Origin of the sequence: Kitasatospora sp. NPDC058162, assembly GCF_042884005.1 — a bacterium.
GTDB lineage: Bacteria > Actinomycetota > Actinomycetes > Streptomycetales > Streptomycetaceae > Kitasatospora.
The window spans coordinates 149,268-168,861 of the sequence record NZ_JBHVUS010000018.1 but is presented as its reverse complement, the minus strand read 5'-3'; the positions used below and the strand labels follow the sequence as shown (position 1 = coordinate 168,861).

The window sequence follows — 19,594 nt, the reverse complement described above, 5'->3', positions numbered from 1 at the left end:
GACGTCGGCCATGGATCCTCCGACCTCTCGATCCGACTGCTCGATCGCCCGGCGGCTGCGCCTGATCGGTGTGCGGAACGGTGACGGCCGGTCAGCGGTCAGCTCCGTCAACGGGTCAGCCGGCTCCCGGCAGCCGCACCTCCAGGTGCCCGGACAGCATCCGGGTCTCGAACACCGGTTGCGGCGCGGTGGCCGGGCCGGCGGCGACCTGGCCGTCCCGGAGGCGGAACTCGCTGCCGTGCCACGGGCAGCGCAGGCAGCCGTCGGTCACCGTGCCTTCGGCGAGCGGGCCGGAGAGGTGGGAGCAGCGCTCCGCGAGCACGTGGCAGCGCTCGCCCACCCGGACCACGACCACGGGCACCCCGCCCGCCGTCCTGCGGACGGGCTCGCCCGGCGGGAAGTCGTTCAATGGCCCGAGTCCGACCCAGTCCGCGGGCGCCAGCCGGGGCACGGCGGCGGTCCGGTCGGGTCCGGCGGCCTGCGCGTACGCCAGGTGACCGCCGAGCGTGCCGCCGGCCGTGACGGCACAGAGGCCTGCCAGCCCGAGCAGCCGCCCGCGGGCGCGGCGGCCCCGGCAGCGGGCCGACAGCGAGCCCGCGTACAGCAGCACGCCGACGGTGTTGGCGAGCGCGTGCACCAGACCGGTGCGGCGGCGTGGCGCGTCCAGCCGGGCCCAGTCCACCCAGCCGGCCAGCGCGGCCGGGGCGGCGCCCAGCAGCCCGACGGTGACCATGGCGTCGGCCGGGCGCCGGGCACCCGGGAGGGAGTCCAGCAGCGCGGCGGACGTCCAGCGGCCGATCGGCACCTGGACCAGCACCGGGTGCGGCGGGTGCCCGAGCCAGACGCCGTGCAGCGCGTCGCGGTACGGGCCGAGCGGGAGGGCCTCCACAGCATCGGCGATCGGCCCGGCCGGGCGGTCGAGGACCTCCCAGTGCGACGGCGCGTCGAGCGCCCGCCGCAGCCGGCGGGCCCACCGGTCCGCGCGCAGGGATGAGGAGTTCAGCAGGGCTGAGGGATTCAGGGGAGCGTTCATACCGGGCGGCTTGCCGGGGCGGGGCAGCCGAAACCCGTTCCCGGGTGTGCGCCGGACCGATCCGGGTAGACGCGCAACGGATGGTGGTCCCGTGGTGACGGCCCGGACACCTATACTGCGGTGATCATGCCGCGGCGCGAGCCGCCGTGGTGCGGGAGAACCCGACGACCAGGACGACCGGGACGGCAGCCGGAGCGCCCGGGTCGGCCGCAGGCGAGGAGAACGAGGCGCGGAAATGGCCGATCTGACGCGGATCGCGCAGATCATGGCCGAGGCCGTCAACGGCCCGGGCCGCCCCTCTCTGCCCGAACGCCTCTGCGCGGCATGTGTCGACGCCCTGTCCGTGGAGGCCGCCTCGATCACCCTCATGGCCGACACCGGCCACCGGGCCGGCGTCTGGGCCAGCGACGGCCGGGCCCGCCACCTGGAGGAGCGGCAGTTCAGCCTTGGCGAGGGCCCCGGCGTGGACGCCTTCCGCAGCCGCCGGCCGGTGGCCGTCGCCGACCTGCTCGCACGGGCGGAGGTGCGCTGGCCGGTCCTGGTGACGGACCTCGCCTCGACCGCCGTCGACCACCAGGGCCTGCGCAGCGTCTACGCCTCGCCGCTCCACCTCGGCTCCTCCGGCATCGGCGTGCTCAGCCTGTACCGCGCCACCCCCGGGCTCCCGGCCGCAGGTGAGGTCGCCGACATCCAGGTCGCCGCCACCAGCGTGACCCTCGCCATCGTCGGCTCCTTCATGACGCCCCCGGGCGAGGTGCCCGTCCAGCCGTGGCTCGACGACCCGCCGCTGAACGGCGTCGAGGTGGACCAGGCGGTCGGCATGATCATGGTGCAGCTGAGGGCGCCTGCCGAGGAGGCCCTCGACCGGCTACGCGCCCACGCCTTCGCCCACGACCGCGAGATCGACGAGGTTGCGCACGACGTCGTGGAGCGACGGCTGCGGTTCACCGAGGAGGACCGATGACGGATGACCGACGGCCCGGCGCGGGCGTAGCCTGGCCCCGAAGGGAAGTGGAGGCGGTCATGACGCGCGAGGCCCGCGTGAACGAGGCGTTCGCCGGGCTCACCGAGTCGCTGATCGGTCCCGGCTACGACACCGTCGAGTTCCTGCACCGGCTCACCGAAGTGTGCACGGCGCTCAGCGGGACGGCGGGCACCGGTCTCGTCGTCGCGGACCGCCGCGGCGAGCTGCGCGACATCGCCTACTCCAACGACCGGGTCCGCCGCCTGGAGGCCCTGCAGATCGCCATCGGCGAGGGGCCCTGCCTGGACTGCCACCGCACCGGCGAACAGGTCGTCGTCCGGGACCTCGACCGGGCCGGGGCCCGCTGGCCCCGCTTCGTGCCGCGCGCCCTCGACCTCGGGTTCCGCTCGGTGCGCGCGGTGCCGCTGCGCCTGGACGGCAGGGTCGTCGGCGCGCTCAACGTCTTCGACGTCCACCCCGGGATCGAGCCCGGCGAGGACGGCCCGGACGTTCTGAAGCCGCTGGCCGACCTGGCCGTGATCGCGCTGCTTCAGCGCCGCTACGGGCGGGAGCAGACCGCCGCCGAGGAGATCAGCGCCTCGCTTGCGGACCGCACCGCCGTCGAGCGTGCCAAGGGCGTCCTCGCGGAGGTCGGCGGCCTCGACATGGACGGTGCCTTCGACGCGCTCCGGGACCACGCCCGCCGCAGCGGCACCGGCGTCGCCGACGCGGCCCGCGCCCTGGTGGAGGGGCGGATCGACCCTGCCGCCGTGCTCACCGACTGACCGCTCCGATCGCTCCGCAGCGCCACCGGGTGCGACCTCCCCCGCTGCTCGGGCAGGTGGTTGGTTTGTGACCCGACGGGTAGGCGCGCCGCATGGAGGACATCGGCCCCCCGGCGGACGACCGGTCCGACGGCACCCCCGGAACACTCGACCTCTGCGACCTCTGCGGCCGGGCCGTCGACGAGGGCGACCTGCTCGGCGTGCTCGTGCCGGATTCCTCCGCGCTGCACGTCAGCGACCAGAGCCTGGACGGCAAACGGGCGCTGACCGCCTGCACCGTCAACCACCTGGCTGATCTGATCGCGCAGTACCGCAAGCGCCCGTTCGTGCCGGAGGAGCTGTGGGCCGGCAAGATCTGCCGCGCACTCGCCGAGTGCGACGGCGAACCCGTCCCGCTCAGCACGGTCGCCGAGCTCAGCGGTCTCTCGGTCCAGCAGGCCGCCCAGGGCGTCGAGTGGCACAACGCCAGGGCGCGTGAGTGGCGGGCCCGCTACGGCGACCCCGGCGAGGACTGACGGCACGACAGGGAGACGCGGCGGCACGGCGGAGCCCCCGTGGCTCCGGTGGTGGGCGGGGTCGGCCTCACGGTGCGACGGCGTCGACGGCCGGCGGCTCCGGTTCCGGGTCCGGGTCCGGCCCCTCCGGAACGTCCGGGTTCCGGCGGTCGACCGCCGGTGCGTCCGCGACCGTGGCGGACCGCCTGGAGTGCGGACGGACGACGGAGGGCGGGAACGGCCTCGCTCCGTCGGGATCCGTGCGTTCGTGTCCGTGCCTGCCGCGCATCGCTATGGCCCACGAGCTTCGTCTTACGCTCACCGCTTCCTCCTGGCCCTCGGGGCGGACGCCGGGGTCCGCCGCTGCCGCGCGGCTACCCGCACCTGGCCCGGCGAATCCCGGGTGGGGGCACGTATACCGGGTACCCGCAGCGGTCCGGGGGCCCGGGCGACGACGGTCCGGGCCCGGAAGAGGCCACAGGAGGCAGCCGTGAACAACCACACCAAGGTCCTCGCGATCGTGACCAACCACGGTGTCGAACAGGACGAACTCCTCGTCCCGGTACGGCACCTGCGCGACGACGGCGTCCACGTCGACATCGCCGCCCCGAGCCGGGACGACATCCGTACCCTCGTCGGGGACGAGAAGCCCGGCGAAACGGTGGAACCGACGCACACCCTCGACGACGTGGACGCGGACGCCTACGACCTGCTCCTCGTCCCGGGCGGCACCCTCAACGCCGACGCCCTCCGGACGCACCGGAAGGCCGTCGACCTCGTCCTCGCCTTCACCACTTCCGGCCGCCCGGTCGCCGCGATCTGCCACGGTCCGTGGGTGCTGGTCGAGGCCGGCGTGGTGTACGGAAAGGAGCTCACCTCCTACCCGTCGCTGCGCACCGACCTCGCCAACGCCGGCGCCGACTGGACGGACGCCGCGCTCGTCACGGACGACACGAACGGCTGGCGTCTCATCACCTCCCGCACGCCCGACGACCTCGACCAGTTCCTGCGGGGGATCGACGCGGCGCTCAAGGTGCGGGCCGCGGCCGCCGACCGGGCTGACGCTCCCGGTCGGCGGCCGGGCGGGGCCACCGGGCCTGCGGGGCCTGTGGGCTCAGCGGCAGGGCAACCGGTGCACGGACTTCTCGACGTCGGTGGGGTGTCGCTCCGAGGCCGGGGGACCTGGGTTCCGGGGCGGGGGTCCTGGGGATCGGAGTTCCGAGGCTGATGCGGGGGTTGATGCTCCTCGCGCGTTCTCCGTCCTCGGGCGGTGGGGCGTTCAGCGGTGCAGCAGGAGGTCGGCGGCCTGGACCGGGCTGGCGGCTGCTCGGCAGACGGTCAGTGTGCAGGGCGGGCAGGGCACGGTGATCCGTGCTGAGGTCTCGGGGACGCGGATCGCGCGGGCGCCGGCATCCAGGGCAGCGGCGATCACGGCGTTGCCGGAGCCGATCACCGTCACCCGGGCGGGCGGCAGGCCGAGGGCCCGGCAGCTGGCGGAGACCAGAGCGGGCGAGGGCATGTGGCACGAGCAGCCGTCGTGCCTGCCGTGAGGGCAGACCGCCCACACGTCGAAGGGGCCGAGAAGTAGCTCGGCACGAGCCTGGACAGCCTCGACCTCCGCGCGTCCGATCAGGCCACGGGCGACGCCCGGCTGGTTGGTCAGCACGCCGAGGGCGAGGCCCGCCCCGCGCAGGGCCGTCAGGGCGGCCCGTACGCCCGCCATGGGGAGGACGAGGGCGGGATCGCCGTTGCAGGACACGTCCTGGAGGAGGGTGCCGTCCCGGCCGAACAGCACGGCACCCGTCGGTCCGTCAGCTCCGGAGGGGCCGCTGCGGCTGTACAACCACGGGCCGGTGCCGTCCGCACCGTCCGCACGGTCACCGGCCGAACGGGGCTGCGGGACGGTCGGTACGGTTTCTCCTAGGTACGTCATACTCCTGCGGGTTGCCGCCGTGCCCGGTGTCAAACAGCCCACGGGCGGCGTGCCGGCCATGCTCACCGGTCAGGGCGAGTACCCGTGCCAGGCGGTGTCGTGCCCGGCCAGATGGTCCCGCTCGGCGGTGGTGGCCGGGCGGAGGTCCCCAGACCGGCCCGGTTGGAGCCGCCGAAGCGGCTTGGCGCACGCGGCGCGAGCAGCGGCGCAGCTTCGCGGCCGGTGCACGGAGCCGCAGGGCGGGGAAGAGCCGGTCCTCCCCGCCGCCGAGAGCTGTTCGGGGAGTTGCCACCAGCCCGCCCCGTCCCACCTCACCCCAGGCGGTCTGCCCGGTTACGCGGGGTGTCCGGCGTTGATGTCCTTAACGTCGTGCAAGGTCAGCGGCCCACCGCTGGAGTGCGACGTGGTCGTGGTGTCGAACGGGGCGAGGAGGAATCCCACGTGGTCGCCCCAGTCGGCCCGGTCGAGAACGTGGCCGGCGAACCAGGCCATGGCACCGGTCAGGACCGGGACTCCGCCCGGCCCGGGCTCCCACGCGGTGGCCGCGAACTTGTCGATCCGGTCACCGGTGCGAGCACCGAAGAGCTCGGCGAGGTCGTGGCGGTGTGCGGGGAGCAAGTGGACCACCAGCACCCGTGAGCGTGACGCGACGGCGTAGGTACGGTTCGCCTTGGAGATCCACACGGTGAAACGCGGTGGGTGCAGCGAGTTCTGGCCGGCGAAGCCGACCAGGCACCCCGCGCGTTCCTCGCCGACCGCCGCGGTGACGACATAGACCGGATAGTCCAACAGGGCGCTGAACGCCTCGAATTGACCCACGCCTCTGCTCCTTCCTGCGGATTCCCGGGCCACGGCCGTGTTTGGTGAAGCCGGTCCGCCGTCCGTGGGACGCAGCGCCACGTACCTGCGTGCGCGTCGCCACAGGGACCCGGCCGGGTCACGGATGGTCGTCGTGGTGGCCGCAGAGCCAGGCCAGTGCCTGGTAGGCGCCGAGGACGTAGCCGGCGTCGGCACCGTCGTTCAGGGCGGCGCGCAGTCTCACGGCGGCGCTGCGGCATTCGGCGAAGAGCTGCTCACGGCAAGGCCCCCCAGCCCCGGGCGACGCGAATTCGGTCACGGGGGCTTCGGTCTGGACACCGGTGGCCCACCGGTAGGACGCCAGCACTCCGTGCTCGAAATCGGTGCGGGGCGAGGGGTGCCGGTTGGCCGCCTTGGTCACTTCGAATACCTCGTCCAGGCCACGCGCCCCCACCGCAGGGATCGTCGCCTCGTCTGTTGTCATGCGGGCAACCTATGTGCGTCGGCCCTCAGCTGCCTCCCGGGTGGCTCGAGCGCTCCCGCTCGCCGGTGGCCAGAGCTGCCGGTGTCCTTCACGCCGTCGGACCCCAAGCCTACCGGAGGAGCAGGTCGGGAACGAGGGCTCCTCCACCGGAGTGGTCTGTTCGAGCTGGCTACGATGTCGGCACCCTTCCGGAAGCGAAGCGACAGCGGTCAGGGACGGTCGTCGTGATGGCCGCACAGCCACGCCAGCGCCTGGTAGGCGCCGAGGACGCCCGTGCCGTCCGCGCCCGCAGCCAGGGCTTCGCGCAGGCGGACCGCAGCGGCCTGGCACTCCGCCAGCAGCTGCGCCCGGCACGGCCCCGCGGCGCCGAGCGCAGCGGCGGCCGTGACCGGTGCCGCGACCTGTGCCCCGGCGGCCCACCGGTAGCCCCGAGGACGCCGTGTTCGAAACCGGTCCACGGCTGCGGGCGCCGGTTCGCCGTCTCGATCGCGTCGAACACCTCGCCCGGCGGGCGCACCCCTACGGCCGGGACCGTCGTCTCGTCACTGGTCATGCCCGCAACCTACGTCTGCGGGAGGCAGCCCGCCGCCGGACGGTCCGGCCCGGGCGGCGCTCCTCAGGTCACCGCCTGGTGGCCGGCCGGTGGCGGAGCAACACCGCCTGCCGGGGCGGGTGGGTTCACAACGCTGCTCGCAGGGCGGGCAGCAGGGTGCGTTCGGCCCAGTCGAGGAAGGCCGGTTCCGGCGAACGACCGGACCGCTTCGACGAAGTCCTCGACCCGGTCACCGCTGGGGATGGCCTCGGCGACGTCGGTGGGGCGGACGAAGCGGCTCGCGGTGGCGAAGCCCGCGGTCCCGGGCAGTTCGGCGTTGACCTTCCAGCCGCCGCCGAACCAGCGGAACTGCTGGTAGGCCCGTCGTACGGCGGTTTCCTGGTCGGGATCCCAGCACACCGGCAGCTGGCCCACCGCAGGCTTCCCGGCCCCGCCGTGCCCCGCAAAGCCCGCGACCAGGGCCTGGTCGGGTTCCACGGCGATCACCAGGTCGGTCAGCCGGCCCGCCAGGGCGCAGAACCGCGGCCCCGAAACAGCGATCCCGATCGGTGGTGGAGGGTCCGGAACGTCCCACAACCGGGCGCCCTCGACGTCGAAGTACCGCCCCTTGCACGTGACGTACCCGCCCTCGAACAGCGCTCGGATGATCTGCACCGCCTCGTCGAGCATCGCCTGGCGTACCGCTACCGCTGGCCAGCCACGGCCGACCACGTGCTCGTTGAGGTTCTCGCCGCTGCCCAGACCGAGCCGGAACCGGCCCTCGGAGAGCAACTGCACCGTGGCGGCTTTCTGCGCGACCACCACGGGGTGGTAGCGGAAGGTCGGGCAGGTCACGTAGGTCATCAGTGGGATGCGGGAGGTGGCCTGCGCGGCGGCGCCGAGCACCGCCCAGGCGTACGGGGCGTGGCCCTGCTCGTCCAGCCAGGGGAAGGAGTGGTCCGAGATCACCGAGAAGTCGAAGCCGACCCGCTCCGCACGGACCGCGCCCGCGACCAGGTCGCCCGGGCTGCGTTGCTCGGTCATCACATGCGGCTCCCCAAGCCGCTCGATGACCAGCGCCCAAAGGTCCGCCCGCTCCTGCTCGGAAAGCCCCCCGGCCACCCACACCGGCGGTCGGCGGCCCCGACGATCGGGCCGCTGATGCAGACGCCGCCATCTCAAGCCGGGCCGGTCCTCCTCGTACCTGGCCAACGTGCTTTAAGAGAGGGGAAGTTGTGCGGAGATTGGGGTTGCTGGCTGGCGGGTGGACGCTGGGGTAGGCGCTGCTGGCACGCACCGGCCTATCCGAGTCGGCGCCCGCCAGGAAGGTGATCGGATTTGCAGAAGTCCGCTGTCCGCCCCCTGCCCGTCACGTTTCCCGGAAGTCTGCTGCCCGACGTCCTGGTTGACGCCGAGCTTCGCTTCGACGCCACGCTTCCCTACGCGGCCTGCCTCGTGTTCCCGTCGGCTCCCTCCGGCCGCGCGAGCGATGCGGGGCTGTGCTGGTACTTCGGCCGCGACCTGCTGAACGAGGGCCGCCACGTCCCGGTTGGTGACGGAGACGTCACGGTCAGGCCCGGGTGCGCCGGTGAAGTCCTCATCACCCTGCACGGTTCGGACGGTCTGGCAGTGGTCAGCGCGCCGCAGGACGCCGTGACCGGCTTCCTCGCGGACTCGTTCACGCTGGTGCCCGCAGGAACGGAGACCGATCACCTCGATGTCGATGCGATCCTCGCCCGCCTGCGGGCTGGAGACTGACCGCATCAGGCGGTGCCGCCTTGGATGGCGACCAGCACACCGCACCGGTCGGCGTCGATGGAGTCGGGGATGAGCAAACCCGCACCCTCCCAGCCCGGTCGGCGCACTCCGGTCGCCGGCGGCCGGCACCCTCCGGACAGCGGCGCTTGGGGGGTTGCCAGATCCGGCGGCAGATCAGGGGCCGGTGGCCCACTGGCCGACGCGTGGCGGCTCGGGTAGGAGGGCCAACCCGGTGGTAGTTGATACCTGGGCGGCGAGGCTGGTGAGCGCCTGGTCGAACGCGGTTGCTGTGGCCTCTCCGTGAGCGATGACTGTCAGGGTGCGGCGTTCTGAGCAGCGCACGCCTTCGGTGATCGTCTGGCCGGGGCGGCAGCCGACGAGCTCCAGGAGCCATCCGGCGCTGGCGCGGAGTTGGCCGTCGCTGTCCCGGTGAACGGGGCAGCCGAGAACGGACCACTGTGTGGCCTGGGTGGCGGTGACTCGTGGGTTGAGGAAGACCGAACCGACCTGGCGGGCGTCCGGGCCGCTCGGGTCGAGGAGGAGGCCGCGACGGTGCCGGTTGGCGAGTACGGCTGCGGTGACCTCCGGCACGCTCGGTCGGGTGCCGACGGGGACGTCGAGCTCATCCGCGAGCGGGCGGTAGGTGATCGGCGCGGCCTGGGCGTGGATCAGGTGGAGGGTGGCGGTGAGGATGGTCCAGCGCCCGGGGTTCTCCTTGAAGCGGCTGTTGCGGTACCGCAGGCGACAGGCCTGGACTGGGAAGGTCCTCAGGCAGCCCATATTCCAGTCCCAGACCGAGACGCTGCGGAGCGTGTCGGCGATCTGCTGGCCGTAGGCGCCGGCGTTCTGGACCGGTGCGGCGCCGACGGTGCCGGGGATGCCGGCCAGGCATTCGATGCCGGCCAGTCGCTCGGCGGCGGCCCATTGGACGAGGTCGGTGAGCGGGTGGCCGGCCTGGATGGTGACGGCCACCGTGGTGTCGTCGAGCTTCTTCGCGGTGATGCCGCGGGTGTTCATGACCACGACGGTGCCGGGGTGGCCGGCGTCCGCTGCGATCACGTTGCTGCCGTGCCCCAGGACGACGGGGTCGTTCTCCTCGCTGTGGCCGACCACGCGGGTGGCGTCGGGCCAGTGGGCGGGGTCGGAGATGGTCAGGACGGTCCCGGCTGGTCCGCCGAGCCGGAGGGTGGTCAGCGACGCGAGCGTGTCCTGGGGCACGGCGGTGGTCCTCTCAGTCGGCGGTGACGGCCTTGAGCGCGAGGGTGCGGAGCGGGGCGAGGCGGGTGCGGTTGTCCTGGTGGTGGTAAACGGCGTTGGTGCAGAGGGCCAGGTAGCGGCCAGTGTCGGGGGAGAGGTAGAGGCTGGTGCCGGTGAAGCCGTGGTGGTAGGCGACTCGGCCGCCGTCGGCGAGGATCCAGGCCAGGCCTCGGTGCAGGCCGGGTTCGATCTCGGCCTGCGGTTCCATGCTGGTTCGGAGCCAGGAGCCCAGTCCGCTTCCGTGGGCGTGTGCGTCGAGCATCTGGTCCGCGAAGGCCGCGAGGTCGGCCGGGGTGGTGAACACCCCGGCGTGGCCGGCGACGCCGCCGAGGAGGGCGGCGTTGTCGTCGTGGGGGATGCCCCACAGGCGCGGGCCGCCGTTGAGCCGTTGCTCGGTCGGGGCGACGTCGGTGGAGCGGCTGACGGGTCCGTAGGTGGTGCGGGTCATGCCGAGGGACTGCCAGAGGTCGGCGGCGAGTTCGTCCAGGCGGCGGCCGTGGATATGGGCGAGCGCGAGGCCGAGGAGGATGAAGCCGCGGTTGATGTACCGGTGGCCGTCGCCGGGTTCGGCGATCAGCGGCTCGCCGCAGATCAGCGAGGCCAGGGGTTCGGTGCGGTTGCGGTACTGGTCGAGGCGGGTGTCGGCCCGCAGGCCGGAGGTGTGCGAGAGGATCTTCCCGACCGTCACCTGTGCGCCGGGCGCCTGGTCCGGAAGGTCGGGCAGCAGGTCGCGTACCGGGGTGTCCGCGGAGATGCCGTCGGCCAGGCCGATCAGCGGCCAGGTGGACAGGACCTTGGTCAGCGACGCGGCGTCGTAGACCGTGTCCGGGCCGGGTCGCTCGCTCCCGCACTCGGGCGCGACGATGCCGGAGACGGCGAAGGCGGGCTTGCCGCCGCGTGTGCCGTAGGCGATGACGCCGCCGGGCAGGGCGCCGTCGTCGACCAGCAGGTCGAGGCACTGCTGCAGTTCGCTGACGGTGTTCGACGTCCACGGTCGGGTGTTGCTCACGGAAGCTCCTGGTTGATCGTCAGGTCGGCTCCGAGCGCGGAGAGTTTGGCCGGCAGGTCGCCGTATCCGCGCCGGAGGTGGTACATGCCCCGGATCGTAGAGGTCCCCTTGGCCGCCAAGGCGGCGAGCACGAGCGCGGTCACGGCCCGGATGTCCTCGCCCGCCACGTCAGCGGCGAGGAGCCTGGACGGGCCCTCGACAGTGATCACCGGGCCGTCGGCGTTGACGACGGCGCCGAACTGCCGCAGCGCGGCGAGGTGGCTGTCGCGTCGGCTGTAGATCCTCTCGTCGATCCGGGACGTTCCGGCGGCGCGGGTGAGGGTGGCGGTCAGCTGGGGCTGGACGTCGGTCGGGTAGCCCGGGTGGGGGCCGGTCGTCGCTTCCACCGCGCGCAGTCCCGTCGGCACGGTGACGGTCGTCCCGGCGCGTTCGGCGGTCAGGAGGATCCCGGCGTCGGCGAAGACCGACACCAGACCCGCCGGGAAGCCGCTGGGAGGGAAGGCGTCGAGGTGGACGTCCCCACCCGTGATCGCGGCGGCGAGCGCCAGGGTGGCGGCTTCCAACCGGTCGAACGGGACCGGGAAGACGCCGCCGGCGATGCCGTCGGTGCCGGTGACGTGCAGGGCTTCGGTGCCCTGCCATGTGATGCCGACGCCGGAGCGGGCGAGCAGTTCCGCGGTGACGGTGACCTCGGGCTCTATGCTCGGCCCGAGGATGGACGAGGTGCCGGGGGTGCGGGCGGCCAGCAGCATCGCGGTGACCGTCGCGCCCAGGCTCGGACCCCACTTCCTGGTGCTGACCGTGGTGATGAACGGCAACCGCTTCGAGCCCGGGAATCGGGCACGTACGCGCCCCCGGTTCACTTCGACGTTGGCGCCAGCGGCCTCCATCGCGGCCAGGTGCAGGTCGATGTATCGGGCGCAGAAGGCGTCGCCGCCGGGCAGCGGGAAGGTGACCTCGCCGGAGCGGGCCAGCAGGGCGGCGGCCATGACCGCAGTGGTGCGGATGCGACGGCCGAGGTCGTCAGGGATGACCGGGAAGTAGGAGTCGGCGGGCCGGGTCTCGAACTCGCCGTCGGTCACGGTGGTGTGGGTGCCGGTGCGGTGGAGGATCTCCGCGCACACTCCGGTGTCGAGGATCGCGGGGGCGCCGGTGAGGGTGAACGGCTGGTCGGCGAGGATCGCGGCCGCGTACAGGTGCAGGGCGATGTTCTTGCTGCCCTGAACGGTGGTGCTGCCGTGCAGCGGGCGGCCGCCGGTGATCCGCAGGGTGAGCCGGTCGGAGGTCGTGGTGGTGGTCATGGTCACCTTCCCTGGCTTCCGGCGGGGAAGAACCCGCCGATCTGGGTGCGGGGGTAGAGGGTGGTGTGGGCGCCGATGAGCGTGGCGGGCTGGAGCACGGTGCCGGCGGGGACGATCACGCCGTCGCCGATCACGGCACCGAACTTGGTCTGGCCGGTGGGGACGCGGTGCCCGTCGAGGCGCGCGCAGACCTCGTCGACGGCCGGTTCCGTGACCGGTCCGCTGGTGACGCGCAGGCCGGTCGTGGACACGAACGCGCCGATGTTGACGCCGATGCCGAGGACGGAGTCGCCGACGAAGCTGGTGTGCTTCATGAAGACCCCGCCGGCCAGCAGGGAACGGGTGATCTCGGCTCCCCAGCCGATCCGGCAGCCTGGGCCGATGACGGTGTGGTCCCTGACCCGGGCGCCGGCGTCGATCACGGCACCGGGGCAGACCAGCACCGGGCCGGTGACGACCGCACCCTCGGCGATGACGGCCCCGGCGGCCACGGTCACGGTGCCTCGGACGACGGCACCGGGCTCGATGATCCCGCTGGTCTCGGGCATCTCGATGTCCAGCTGCCCGGTCAGCAGGTCGGCGATGGCCTTCTTGAGCCCGAAGACGGTCGGGCAGCGGCCGAGCAGGTGCGCGACGACGGGGTCGGTGACCTGATCGGTGTCGATGTAGTACTCGGGGGTGGTGCGGTAGTCGATGCGGTCCAGTTCGGTGTTCAACGGGGACGCGACGGACAGCCGGTGCATAGCCGGTTCTCCTCTCGGACGAGCGAGTGGAAGAAGGGGGTGGAGCCGATGAGAACGCCGACGCCTACGGGGCGGCGGGCAGGTCCGGGGCGGTGGCTGCGGCCTCCGGACGGGCGTCGACCTGGTGCTGCACAGCGACGCCCAACAGGACGAGCACGGGCACGTGCAGGGTGGCCCAGGAGGCCGTCAGGAAGACACCGAACCGGTCGCGGTTCGACGGCGCGGCGTGCCGGGGGCCGGTGGAGAAGGAGGAGGAGCTGGGCGTCGGCATGGCGGGAGCCTCCGCAGCCTGGGACGGGTTGACTGTCCCAGTGAACTGCCGGATCGCTGCCGCGATCCGTAGTCGGACTACGGCCCGTAGTCCGACTACGGGTCAGATCAGCTGCACACCTGCCCGAGTGGCGAAGTCGCGCACTCCGGGAAGCCGGCGGTCGTACCGCAGCAGACCGACGGCGAGGTCACGGACGGCACCCCGGCGGACCTCCTGCGGGGCCGTCTCCTCGGCGGCGAGCAGGGCCCGGTAGCACTGCTCGTACTTGCCCCACTGGTCGAAGGCGCGGGCCACGTCCGTGAAGAACCTGGCCTGCCGTTCGGCGGTCGGCAGCGTGGCCGGGTCGATCGTCCTGGCGAGCTCGATTGCCCGGCCGGCGTCGCCGAGTTCGTAGTGCACCGACAGCTCGTGCAGCGCGACGCCCTGGACACCGTCCGCGCGGCCGGACGTCCGGCCGGCCGCGGTGGCGCTGTCGTTGGCCTCCCTGATGAGGGCGTGAGCGTACGACCGGTCGCCGGACTTGGCCGCGGTGTAGGCGGCGGTGGCGTACAGGTCACCGCGTGCGGCCAGGCGGGCGGCCTCGCCCACAGAGGCGTCGGTGAGGAGATCCTCGGCGGCGAGCACTACGATGTCGGTCGCGCGGGCCAGGCTGCCCTGACGGCGCCAGGAACTGGAGACCATCCGCTGGGCCTCGGCGGTGATCAGCGGGTCGCCGCCCAGTCGTGCGGCGGTCAGGGCGCGGTCCGACGTCACCGCCACCAGGTTGTTGTCACCGATCTTGATGCTCAACCTGGCGGCGACGTTGTAGAAGCGGGCGACGTTCCGGGCTCGTTCCTCCGCCGTACCGACCATGTCGGCGGCCACGATCCGGCCGGGCAGCGCCTGTGCGAGGACGTCGTACCGGGCCGACCTGAACTCCTGGCGGGAGGAGGTGAGCGAAGCGTCGACGGACCTCAGGGTCGGCTCGCTGAGAGGAGCCGGGATCCTGCCCGGCCCGTACACCAGCAGGTCCTCCAGGCCGGACAGCGGTGACGGCGCCTCGGCATGAGCGACTTGCAGGCCGGCGACCGGGGCGGCGAGGGCGGCCACCGCCAGGGTCAGGAACGGGCGGCGACGCACATCGTCCTCCTCCTCGGCACCGGAAGTCGTCGCCAGCGTAGCCGAGCTGGCACGCCGTCGCGGTGATCTCGGCCGCTTCGCGGCCGGTTGTGGCAGCGCCAGGAGCTGGTCGATCCCGACGCCCAGGGCCGAGGCCATCCGTCGTAAGAGCTGCAGGTCGTGGACCTGCTGGACGTCCCGCTCGACCTGCGACATCCAGTCCTCGCTGCGGTCGAGCTCCGCCGCCAGGCGGAGCTGTGTCCAGCCGAGCACCGAACGACGCAGCGAGACGAACCTGCCGAATGTGGTGTTGCCGTCGGTCACTGTTCCCCCCGGGCCCTGTCCCGTGATCACGGTTCACCTGCCGGCACGGAGACGCCGGCCTGGCCTTCCACGGTCTCCGGCTCCGCCCAGACCAGCGGGTGGCCTCCGGCGTACTGGGCGAAGGCGTCCTTGCCCTGGTGCAGCACAAGCAGCAGGCGGCAGATCGGCGCCATGGCGACGATGTCGAGCACGCCGAGGCGCAGCGGCCGTGCGACCAGGTTGCCGCCGAGTCGCAGGGCGTCGCGGACGAGGACCTGCATCGGGGTCAGGGGTGCCGAGTGCCGGTACTTCTCCTCGGTCGCGGCGAGCAGGAGCGCGAGATGGGCGGTCAGCTCCTCGTACAACGCGTAGAGGAGGTCCAATTGGGGTCCGGTGAGTTCCTCGCCGGCCAGGGCTCGTTCCGCGAGGGCGTCCGCCTGGCCCACCGCGCGCAGAACCCCGGCCACGTCGATGTCGATCAGGGGCTCAGCCACAGGTCGCTCTCCGGCGTCGGCCGGCCAGGATGAGGTGGGCGACGAGGTTGGGCTGGCACAGCAGGGCGGGGGAGTCCATCTGGACGGACCAGAAGGCGCGGGCGCCGTCCTCGCGGGTCAGGCCCGGCCGCGGCACGGCGACGGTCTGTCCCCGGCCCAGGCAGGGCACGTCCGAGAGGTTCCAGTGCCGCGCCGTGCCGGCCGGGACCAGCGCGTAGTAGGCGTCGTACGAGTCGTAGCAGAACACCGGGCCGCCCAGTACGCGGCTGAGGTAGCGGTCCACCTGCCGACGCTGGTCGGTACGAGCAGCCGCGTGGACCTCGGCGGCCGGAACGGGCACGACGGCGAACAGCACGCCGGTGGGCAGCAGCGCCAGGCCGTCCTTCTTCCAGTCGTTGAAGGCGAGGCGAGGCACCGGGGCCGCACAGGCGAGCCAGTGCCCGACCGCGCGCTGCCGCTCGGCCGCGGTGGTGAGACGCGGGATCACTCGACCCCCTCCTTCGACGCCGGCCCGCCCGCCAAGTGGGTCACGCAGAACACGGGGTCGAAGTCGCGCTCGGCACCGGCCTCGTCCACGACGCTGCCCCTACCCGCCGGACGCAGCGGCCCATCGGTGGTGTTGCACCTGAGGCACGCCTTGCCCTCCACCTGGGCCTCACCGGCCAGCACCTGGACCTGCTGACCGCTGCTCACACGGACGGTGACCCAACGGGATTCGACCGCGCGCCTGAGGGCGGAGGCGAGGAGCACCGGATCGACGAGCCGGTCCGGATGGCCGGGATCCGGCGGTACGAGCCAGTGGGGACCGGGCGGTTCGATGACCAGGACGCCCGGAACCGCGACGTAGTCGCCGAAGCTCAACAGACGACCAGTGGGCAAGTCGGCCTCGATGCCGCTTCGCGGGGGCACCAGGAAGTAGATCCGGGGCTCACGGCGGCTGTCCCAGATCACCGGCCCGGGGCGGCGCGCGGTGACGCCTTCGAGGATCGAGAGGGCTTCCAGACCGAGCTTCTGGCCGACGGCGACCGCATCCCAGAAAGTGCCGCCCTCGACGGCGACGACCGTGTCGCCGGGAGGGGCCCACGTACTGGCGGGGCCGAACGAGCGGGGCATGCGGTAACTCCTGTCATGTCGGTGAATCCGTCATGAACAAGGTCGAGCCGCCGGAAGTCGGGAACTCACACAACCGTGTGTTAGTCCACGGTCACATTCCGATCCACGAGGCGTAGTTCGACATCGACTCGGGGAGCCGACGCTGCGCCCGGAGCAGGCCGGCCACCGTTTCGCGGACGGTGGAGCTGTGCCGGGACTGCTGCGGGGCCAGGCGGCGTGCGTCGAGGAGACGGCGGAAGGCGGCGTCGCCCTTGCCGGTCCAGAGCAGAGCTCGGGCGATCTCCGCGTGATGGTGCGCGGCACGGCTGGCGGGCCAGGAGTCGGGGATCTCGATGGCCCGCGCGACTTTCAGGGCCTCGTGGTAGAGCGTCTGGTCGATCAGGCAACTCGCGCGGTGGGCGGCGACATTGGTGGGGCCGAAGGCCAGCCAGAGGAGCTCCGGGACCTCGCCGGTTCGCACCGAGATGGACTCGGCTTCGGCGAGGTTGCCGGTGATCGCCTCGGTGTCCCCGTTGCGGGCGGCGAGCACCGCGATGCCGAGGTGCACCTGACCGGTCACGGCCTGCCGCTCGATGCCCGGATCGGCCTGCGCAGCGGTCTGCCGGGCGAGTTCCGCGATGCGGATGCCGGTCCGGTACTGGCCGGCTCGCAGGTAGGCCAGTGCCCGGTTGTACTGCCTGATCGCTCCGGTCACGGCGTCGGAGGCCCGCTCCGCCGCCCAGCCCATGCGATCGAGGGAGATCGACGCGAGGTCCTGGAACCCGAGCTTGCTGGCGAGGTCGTAGCCGGAGCGGTACTGCATGGCGAGGGCCTGCCAGGCACGCCGGTCACCGGTGCTGTGCGCCGCGGTCGTGGTCTCGGTGATCAAACCGGGCAGCTCTGCGGCCGCGCTGCGCAGGTCCGACGCGCGGATCAGCCGGCACACCCGGTCGGTGTGCGCGACGAGGTCCTCGATAGGGCGCGGGGCGACGTCCGGGTCGGCGCCCAGGTCGAAGATGTCCAGCGACTCGCGGATGGGCTGGATCAGCCCGTCGAGCTGGTCGCGCCGCAACTCCTCGATGTACGGGCGTCCTTCGAGATCGGCGACGGGCACGGACAACGCTCGGGCGATGGACGCGACGACTGCCGGGCTGGCCTGTCGCTTGCCCTGCTCGATCTGAGCCATGTGGGATGCCGAGATCGCCGCTTTCAGGGCGAGTTCGGTCTGGGTCATGTGCCGGAGCTTGCGGGTCTGCTTGATCCGCTTGCCGATGGTGTCGGGCGTGAAGTCGGTCATGGTGCGTCCCTTGCGAGTCGGGCCCGGTGATCCGACGGTAGCGCCAAGTAGCCGGGGACCTCAGCCGATTCCGGCGGGTTGCCGAAGCCCGTTCCCACAGGGTTCGATGACCCTCATGCCTGTCACGCGCCCGGTCCTGTACCTCTTCGGCTCCGCCGCCCCGCCCGTCCTGGACGTCGCGCACGTCGTGCGCCAGGCTCAGGACAGGGGGTGGGACGTGGCGCTCGGGCTCACGCCGACAGCGGCGAGCTGGCTCCAGGAGGAACTGCCGCAGTTGGAGAGCCTGACCGGGTACCCGGTGAAGTCCGCCTACCGTCGGCCAGGCGACCCGGACCTGCTCCCGGCCGCCGACGCCGTCCTTCTCGCTCCTGCCACGATGAACAGCATCAACAGCCTGGCGCTAGGGATCACGACCTCCTGGATCATAGGGTTCGCGGCCGAGGCGATCGGCAAGGGCATCCCGCTGACCGTGATGCCGTGCACCAACACGGCGCTCACCGGGCACCCTCAGTTCCCCCGCAGCGTCACCACGCTGCGCGAAGCCGGCGTTCGAGTGCTGCTCGGCGAAGGAGGATTCGTCCCGAACGTTCCCGGACAGGGGAGGCCGGACACGTACCCGTGGGACGTCGCACTCTCTGCTGTCGAAGAGTCCATCCCGCGGTGACCCCGGGGCCGGACAGAGTCGGGCTGGGCACAGGCGCAATCATCGGCTACACCCTTGCGGTCTCGTGCGGTGCCGCACTTCCGTGAGTGACGGCACCGCGTGGGCAGGCAGTCAGACACCGTGGAAGGCGACGATGAACCGCAGCTGCCTGTTCCTCAGCGGGGACAGGGCCATGATGCGGACGGGGACCGCGCCGGCGCCGCCGTGCGGGATTCGCATGTGCCTGATGTCGCCGTCCGGGTGCTCGTAGAAATCGTGCCGGTCCCACAGCTCCTGGGCTTCGGGGCAGCCCTCCAGGATGTCCGCGACCAGCTTCTTCAACTGCTCGTTGTCGGGGTACTGGGCGGCGGCGGTGCGGATCTGGGCGAGGAAGGGTACGGCCCAGGATTCCTTCCAGTTGACCAGCTGCTCGCGGGCACCGGGGTAGAGGAAGGCCCACCTCATGATGTTGCGCTCGTAGACCCAGGGGTACATCTCCCGGGAAGGGTTGTTGTGCGCGACCACGTTCCAGGCGACGTCCGAGATGTACGCGGGGTGCGGGAGCATCTTGTCCAGAAGGCGCTGCATGTCTGCATCCATGGCCGCCATTGCGTCGGGCTCCGTGTCTCGTGGGGCGGGGGCGCGCCCGGTGGCGTGGTGGTACAGGGCGAGGCGTTCCGCATCATTGAGTCGGAATGTGAATGCCAGGCGTTCGAGAATTGCATCAGAGAATTGGGCGGATTCTCCGGCTTCCAGCTTCGAGTACCACTTGACGCTGATGCCGGCCAGTCGGGCTACCTCAGTTTTGGAGAGTTCCCGCGTTCGGCGGGTGGGGCTCGTGACCAGGCCGGGGATGGAGTTGGGATCTGTCCGCTGGCGCCAGCACTGGACCATGCTGGCGAGCGTCAGATCGCGAGCCGCAAGGCGCTCGAAGTCAGTGCTCATGGCATCCGATTCTAGGCATCTCCGACTGGCGGGTCGGCGCCGATAGGCGTGTGGGGAAAGCCACATCGGCGGATTCGTGACGTTGTCGTTGGATCGTCAACAAATCTCTGTTCTGGAATGATGAATCATCATTTGACCAAGCGTTCGAGGCCTCTCTGTGACGAGCTGTCAATAGCTATCTGCCGCTTCCGCGGTGGCGAAACTCCGGTCGTTGCGGAAAATATCCGCGAAATCACCCTGAGTGATCTACGCGCGTAGTCTAGAACTCTGAGTTCGCGAACTCGGAGTTCCGGAACTGGCACTTCTGGAAGTGAGAGTTCCAGTGGGGGCCTGGCATCGTGGAAGTCGCCGGGCCGCAGA

The 19,594-nt window shown here is 71.9% G+C and carries 20 protein-coding genes and 3 pseudogenes; 6 read left to right on the top strand and 17 right to left on the bottom strand.

Annotation, left to right across the window (positions count from 1 at the left end):
• Nucleotides 1-115: 115 nt before the first annotated feature.
• The gene (locus ACFVXG_RS28275) at nucleotides 116-1,033 is read right to left on the bottom strand and encodes a Rieske 2Fe-2S domain-containing protein (RefSeq protein WP_387931252.1); all 918 of its coding nucleotides are present in this window, start codon (nucleotides 1,031-1,033) and stop codon (nucleotides 116-118) included.
• 235 nt (nucleotides 1,034-1,268) lie between these two features.
• Between ACFVXG_RS28275 and ACFVXG_RS28270 the strand changes: the two genes are divergently transcribed.
• The 4 genes and pseudogenes from ACFVXG_RS28270 to ACFVXG_RS28255 all read left to right on the top strand — a co-directional run.
• Nucleotides 1,269-1,997: an ANTAR domain-containing protein gene (locus tag ACFVXG_RS28270; RefSeq protein WP_387931251.1), complete on the top strand. Its 729-nt coding sequence runs from the start codon at nucleotides 1,269-1,271 to the stop codon at nucleotides 1,995-1,997.
• Between the two features lie 59 nt (nucleotides 1,998-2,056).
• Nucleotides 2,057-2,782 (top strand): ANTAR domain-containing protein, encoded by a 726-nt coding sequence (locus ACFVXG_RS28265; protein WP_387931250.1) that lies wholly within the window; start codon nucleotides 2,057-2,059, stop codon nucleotides 2,780-2,782.
• A 92-nt stretch (nucleotides 2,783-2,874) separates the two neighbouring features.
• Complete coding sequence (locus ACFVXG_RS28260) at nucleotides 2,875-3,297, top strand: hypothetical protein (RefSeq protein WP_387931249.1); 423 nt, start codon at nucleotides 2,875-2,877, stop codon at nucleotides 3,295-3,297.
• Between the two features lie 469 nt (nucleotides 3,298-3,766).
• Nucleotides 3,767-4,306, top strand: a pseudogene (locus ACFVXG_RS28255) (type 1 glutamine amidotransferase domain-containing protein); the annotation flags it as partial.
• Between the two features lie 249 nt (nucleotides 4,307-4,555).
• Here ACFVXG_RS28255 and ACFVXG_RS28250 read toward each other — a convergent pair.
• The 4 genes and pseudogenes from ACFVXG_RS28250 to ACFVXG_RS28235 all read right to left on the bottom strand — a co-directional run bounded on the left by ACFVXG_RS28250 (nucleotide 4,556) and on the right by ACFVXG_RS28235 (nucleotide 8,067).
• Nucleotides 4,556-5,209 carry an HAD-IIIA family hydrolase gene (locus ACFVXG_RS28250; protein WP_387931248.1) on the bottom strand — a complete coding sequence of 218 codons (654 nt, stop codon included), beginning with the start codon at nucleotides 5,207-5,209 and terminating at the stop codon, nucleotides 4,556-4,558.
• Nucleotides 5,210-5,542: 333 nt separating this feature from the next.
• Entirely contained in the window at nucleotides 5,543-6,028 is a 486-nt protein-coding gene (locus ACFVXG_RS28245; protein WP_387931247.1) for a flavin reductase family protein, read from the bottom strand.
• A 118-nt stretch (nucleotides 6,029-6,146) separates the two neighbouring features.
• On the bottom strand, nucleotides 6,147-6,491 hold the full coding sequence (locus tag ACFVXG_RS28240) for a hypothetical protein (RefSeq protein WP_387931246.1): 345 nt from the start codon (nucleotides 6,489-6,491) through the stop codon (nucleotides 6,147-6,149).
• 678 nt (nucleotides 6,492-7,169) lie between these two features.
• Nucleotides 7,170-8,067: pseudogene (locus tag ACFVXG_RS28235) on the bottom strand (TIGR03557 family F420-dependent LLM class oxidoreductase).
• A gap of 294 nt (nucleotides 8,068-8,361) precedes the next feature.
• Between ACFVXG_RS28235 and ACFVXG_RS28230 the strand changes: the two are divergent.
• Entirely contained in the window at nucleotides 8,362-8,781 is a 420-nt protein-coding gene (locus ACFVXG_RS28230) for an SsgA family sporulation/cell division regulator (protein WP_387931245.1), read from the top strand.
• Between the two features lie 174 nt (nucleotides 8,782-8,955).
• Here the strand turns inward: ACFVXG_RS28230 and ACFVXG_RS28225 are convergent, their stop codons facing one another.
• The 10 genes from ACFVXG_RS28225 to ACFVXG_RS28180 all read right to left on the bottom strand — a co-directional run bounded on the left by ACFVXG_RS28225 (nucleotide 8,956) and on the right by ACFVXG_RS28180 (nucleotide 17,646).
• Nucleotides 8,956-9,999 (bottom strand): UDP-N-acetylmuramate dehydrogenase, encoded by a 1,044-nt coding sequence (locus ACFVXG_RS28225; protein WP_387931244.1) that lies wholly within the window; start codon nucleotides 9,997-9,999, stop codon nucleotides 8,956-8,958.
• Nucleotides 10,000-10,012: 13 nt separating this feature from the next.
• Nucleotides 10,013-11,047, bottom strand: a complete 1,035-nt coding sequence (locus ACFVXG_RS28220; RefSeq protein ID WP_387931243.1) for a serine hydrolase domain-containing protein — start codon at nucleotides 11,045-11,047, stop codon at nucleotides 10,013-10,015.
• Nucleotides 11,044-12,348: a UDP-N-acetylglucosamine 1-carboxyvinyltransferase gene (locus ACFVXG_RS28215; protein WP_387931242.1), complete on the bottom strand. Its 1,305-nt coding sequence runs from the start codon at nucleotides 12,346-12,348 to the stop codon at nucleotides 11,044-11,046. The genes ACFVXG_RS28220 and ACFVXG_RS28215 overlap by 4 nt, the downstream gene beginning before the upstream one ends.
• A 2-nt stretch (nucleotides 12,349-12,350) precedes the next feature.
• Nucleotides 12,351-13,091, bottom strand: coding sequence for a hypothetical protein (locus tag ACFVXG_RS28210; RefSeq protein ID WP_387931241.1), 741 nt, complete (start codon nucleotides 13,089-13,091; stop codon nucleotides 12,351-12,353).
• Between the two features lie 64 nt (nucleotides 13,092-13,155).
• Nucleotides 13,156-13,362, bottom strand: coding sequence for a hypothetical protein (locus ACFVXG_RS28205; protein WP_387931240.1), 207 nt, complete (start codon nucleotides 13,360-13,362; stop codon nucleotides 13,156-13,158).
• A 102-nt stretch (nucleotides 13,363-13,464) separates the two neighbouring features.
• Complete coding sequence (locus ACFVXG_RS28200; protein ID WP_387931239.1) at nucleotides 13,465-14,784, bottom strand: helix-turn-helix domain-containing protein; 1,320 nt, start codon at nucleotides 14,782-14,784, stop codon at nucleotides 13,465-13,467.
• Between the two features lie 26 nt (nucleotides 14,785-14,810).
• Nucleotides 14,811-15,257, bottom strand: a complete 447-nt coding sequence (locus ACFVXG_RS28195) for a hypothetical protein (RefSeq protein ID WP_387931238.1) — start codon at nucleotides 15,255-15,257, stop codon at nucleotides 14,811-14,813.
• On the bottom strand, nucleotides 15,250-15,744 hold the full coding sequence (locus ACFVXG_RS28190; protein WP_387931237.1) for a hypothetical protein: 495 nt from the start codon (nucleotides 15,742-15,744) through the stop codon (nucleotides 15,250-15,252). The genes ACFVXG_RS28195 and ACFVXG_RS28190 overlap by 8 nt, the downstream gene beginning before the upstream one ends.
• Entirely contained in the window at nucleotides 15,741-16,370 is a 630-nt protein-coding gene (locus ACFVXG_RS28185) for a hypothetical protein (RefSeq protein ID WP_387931236.1), read from the bottom strand. The genes ACFVXG_RS28190 and ACFVXG_RS28185 overlap by 4 nt, the downstream gene beginning before the upstream one ends.
• Before the next feature lie 91 nt (nucleotides 16,371-16,461).
• Entirely contained in the window at nucleotides 16,462-17,646 is a 1,185-nt protein-coding gene (locus tag ACFVXG_RS28180; RefSeq protein ID WP_387931235.1) for a helix-turn-helix domain-containing protein, read from the bottom strand.
• A gap of 115 nt (nucleotides 17,647-17,761) precedes the next feature.
• Here ACFVXG_RS28180 and ACFVXG_RS28175 point away from each other — a divergent pair, with 115 nt between their 5' ends.
• Nucleotides 17,762-18,310: a flavoprotein gene (locus tag ACFVXG_RS28175; protein WP_387931234.1), complete on the top strand. Its 549-nt coding sequence runs from the start codon at nucleotides 17,762-17,764 to the stop codon at nucleotides 18,308-18,310.
• A 111-nt stretch (nucleotides 18,311-18,421) separates the two neighbouring features.
• Here ACFVXG_RS28175 and ACFVXG_RS28170 read toward each other — a convergent pair whose 3' ends face one another.
• Entirely contained in the window at nucleotides 18,422-18,877 is a 456-nt protein-coding gene (locus ACFVXG_RS28170) for a hypothetical protein (RefSeq protein WP_387931257.1), read from the bottom strand.
• Nucleotides 18,878-18,964: 87 nt separating this feature from the next.
• Nucleotides 18,965-19,183: pseudogene (locus ACFVXG_RS28165) on the bottom strand (helix-turn-helix domain-containing protein); the annotation flags it as partial.
• Nucleotides 19,184-19,594 lie beyond the last annotated feature (411 nt).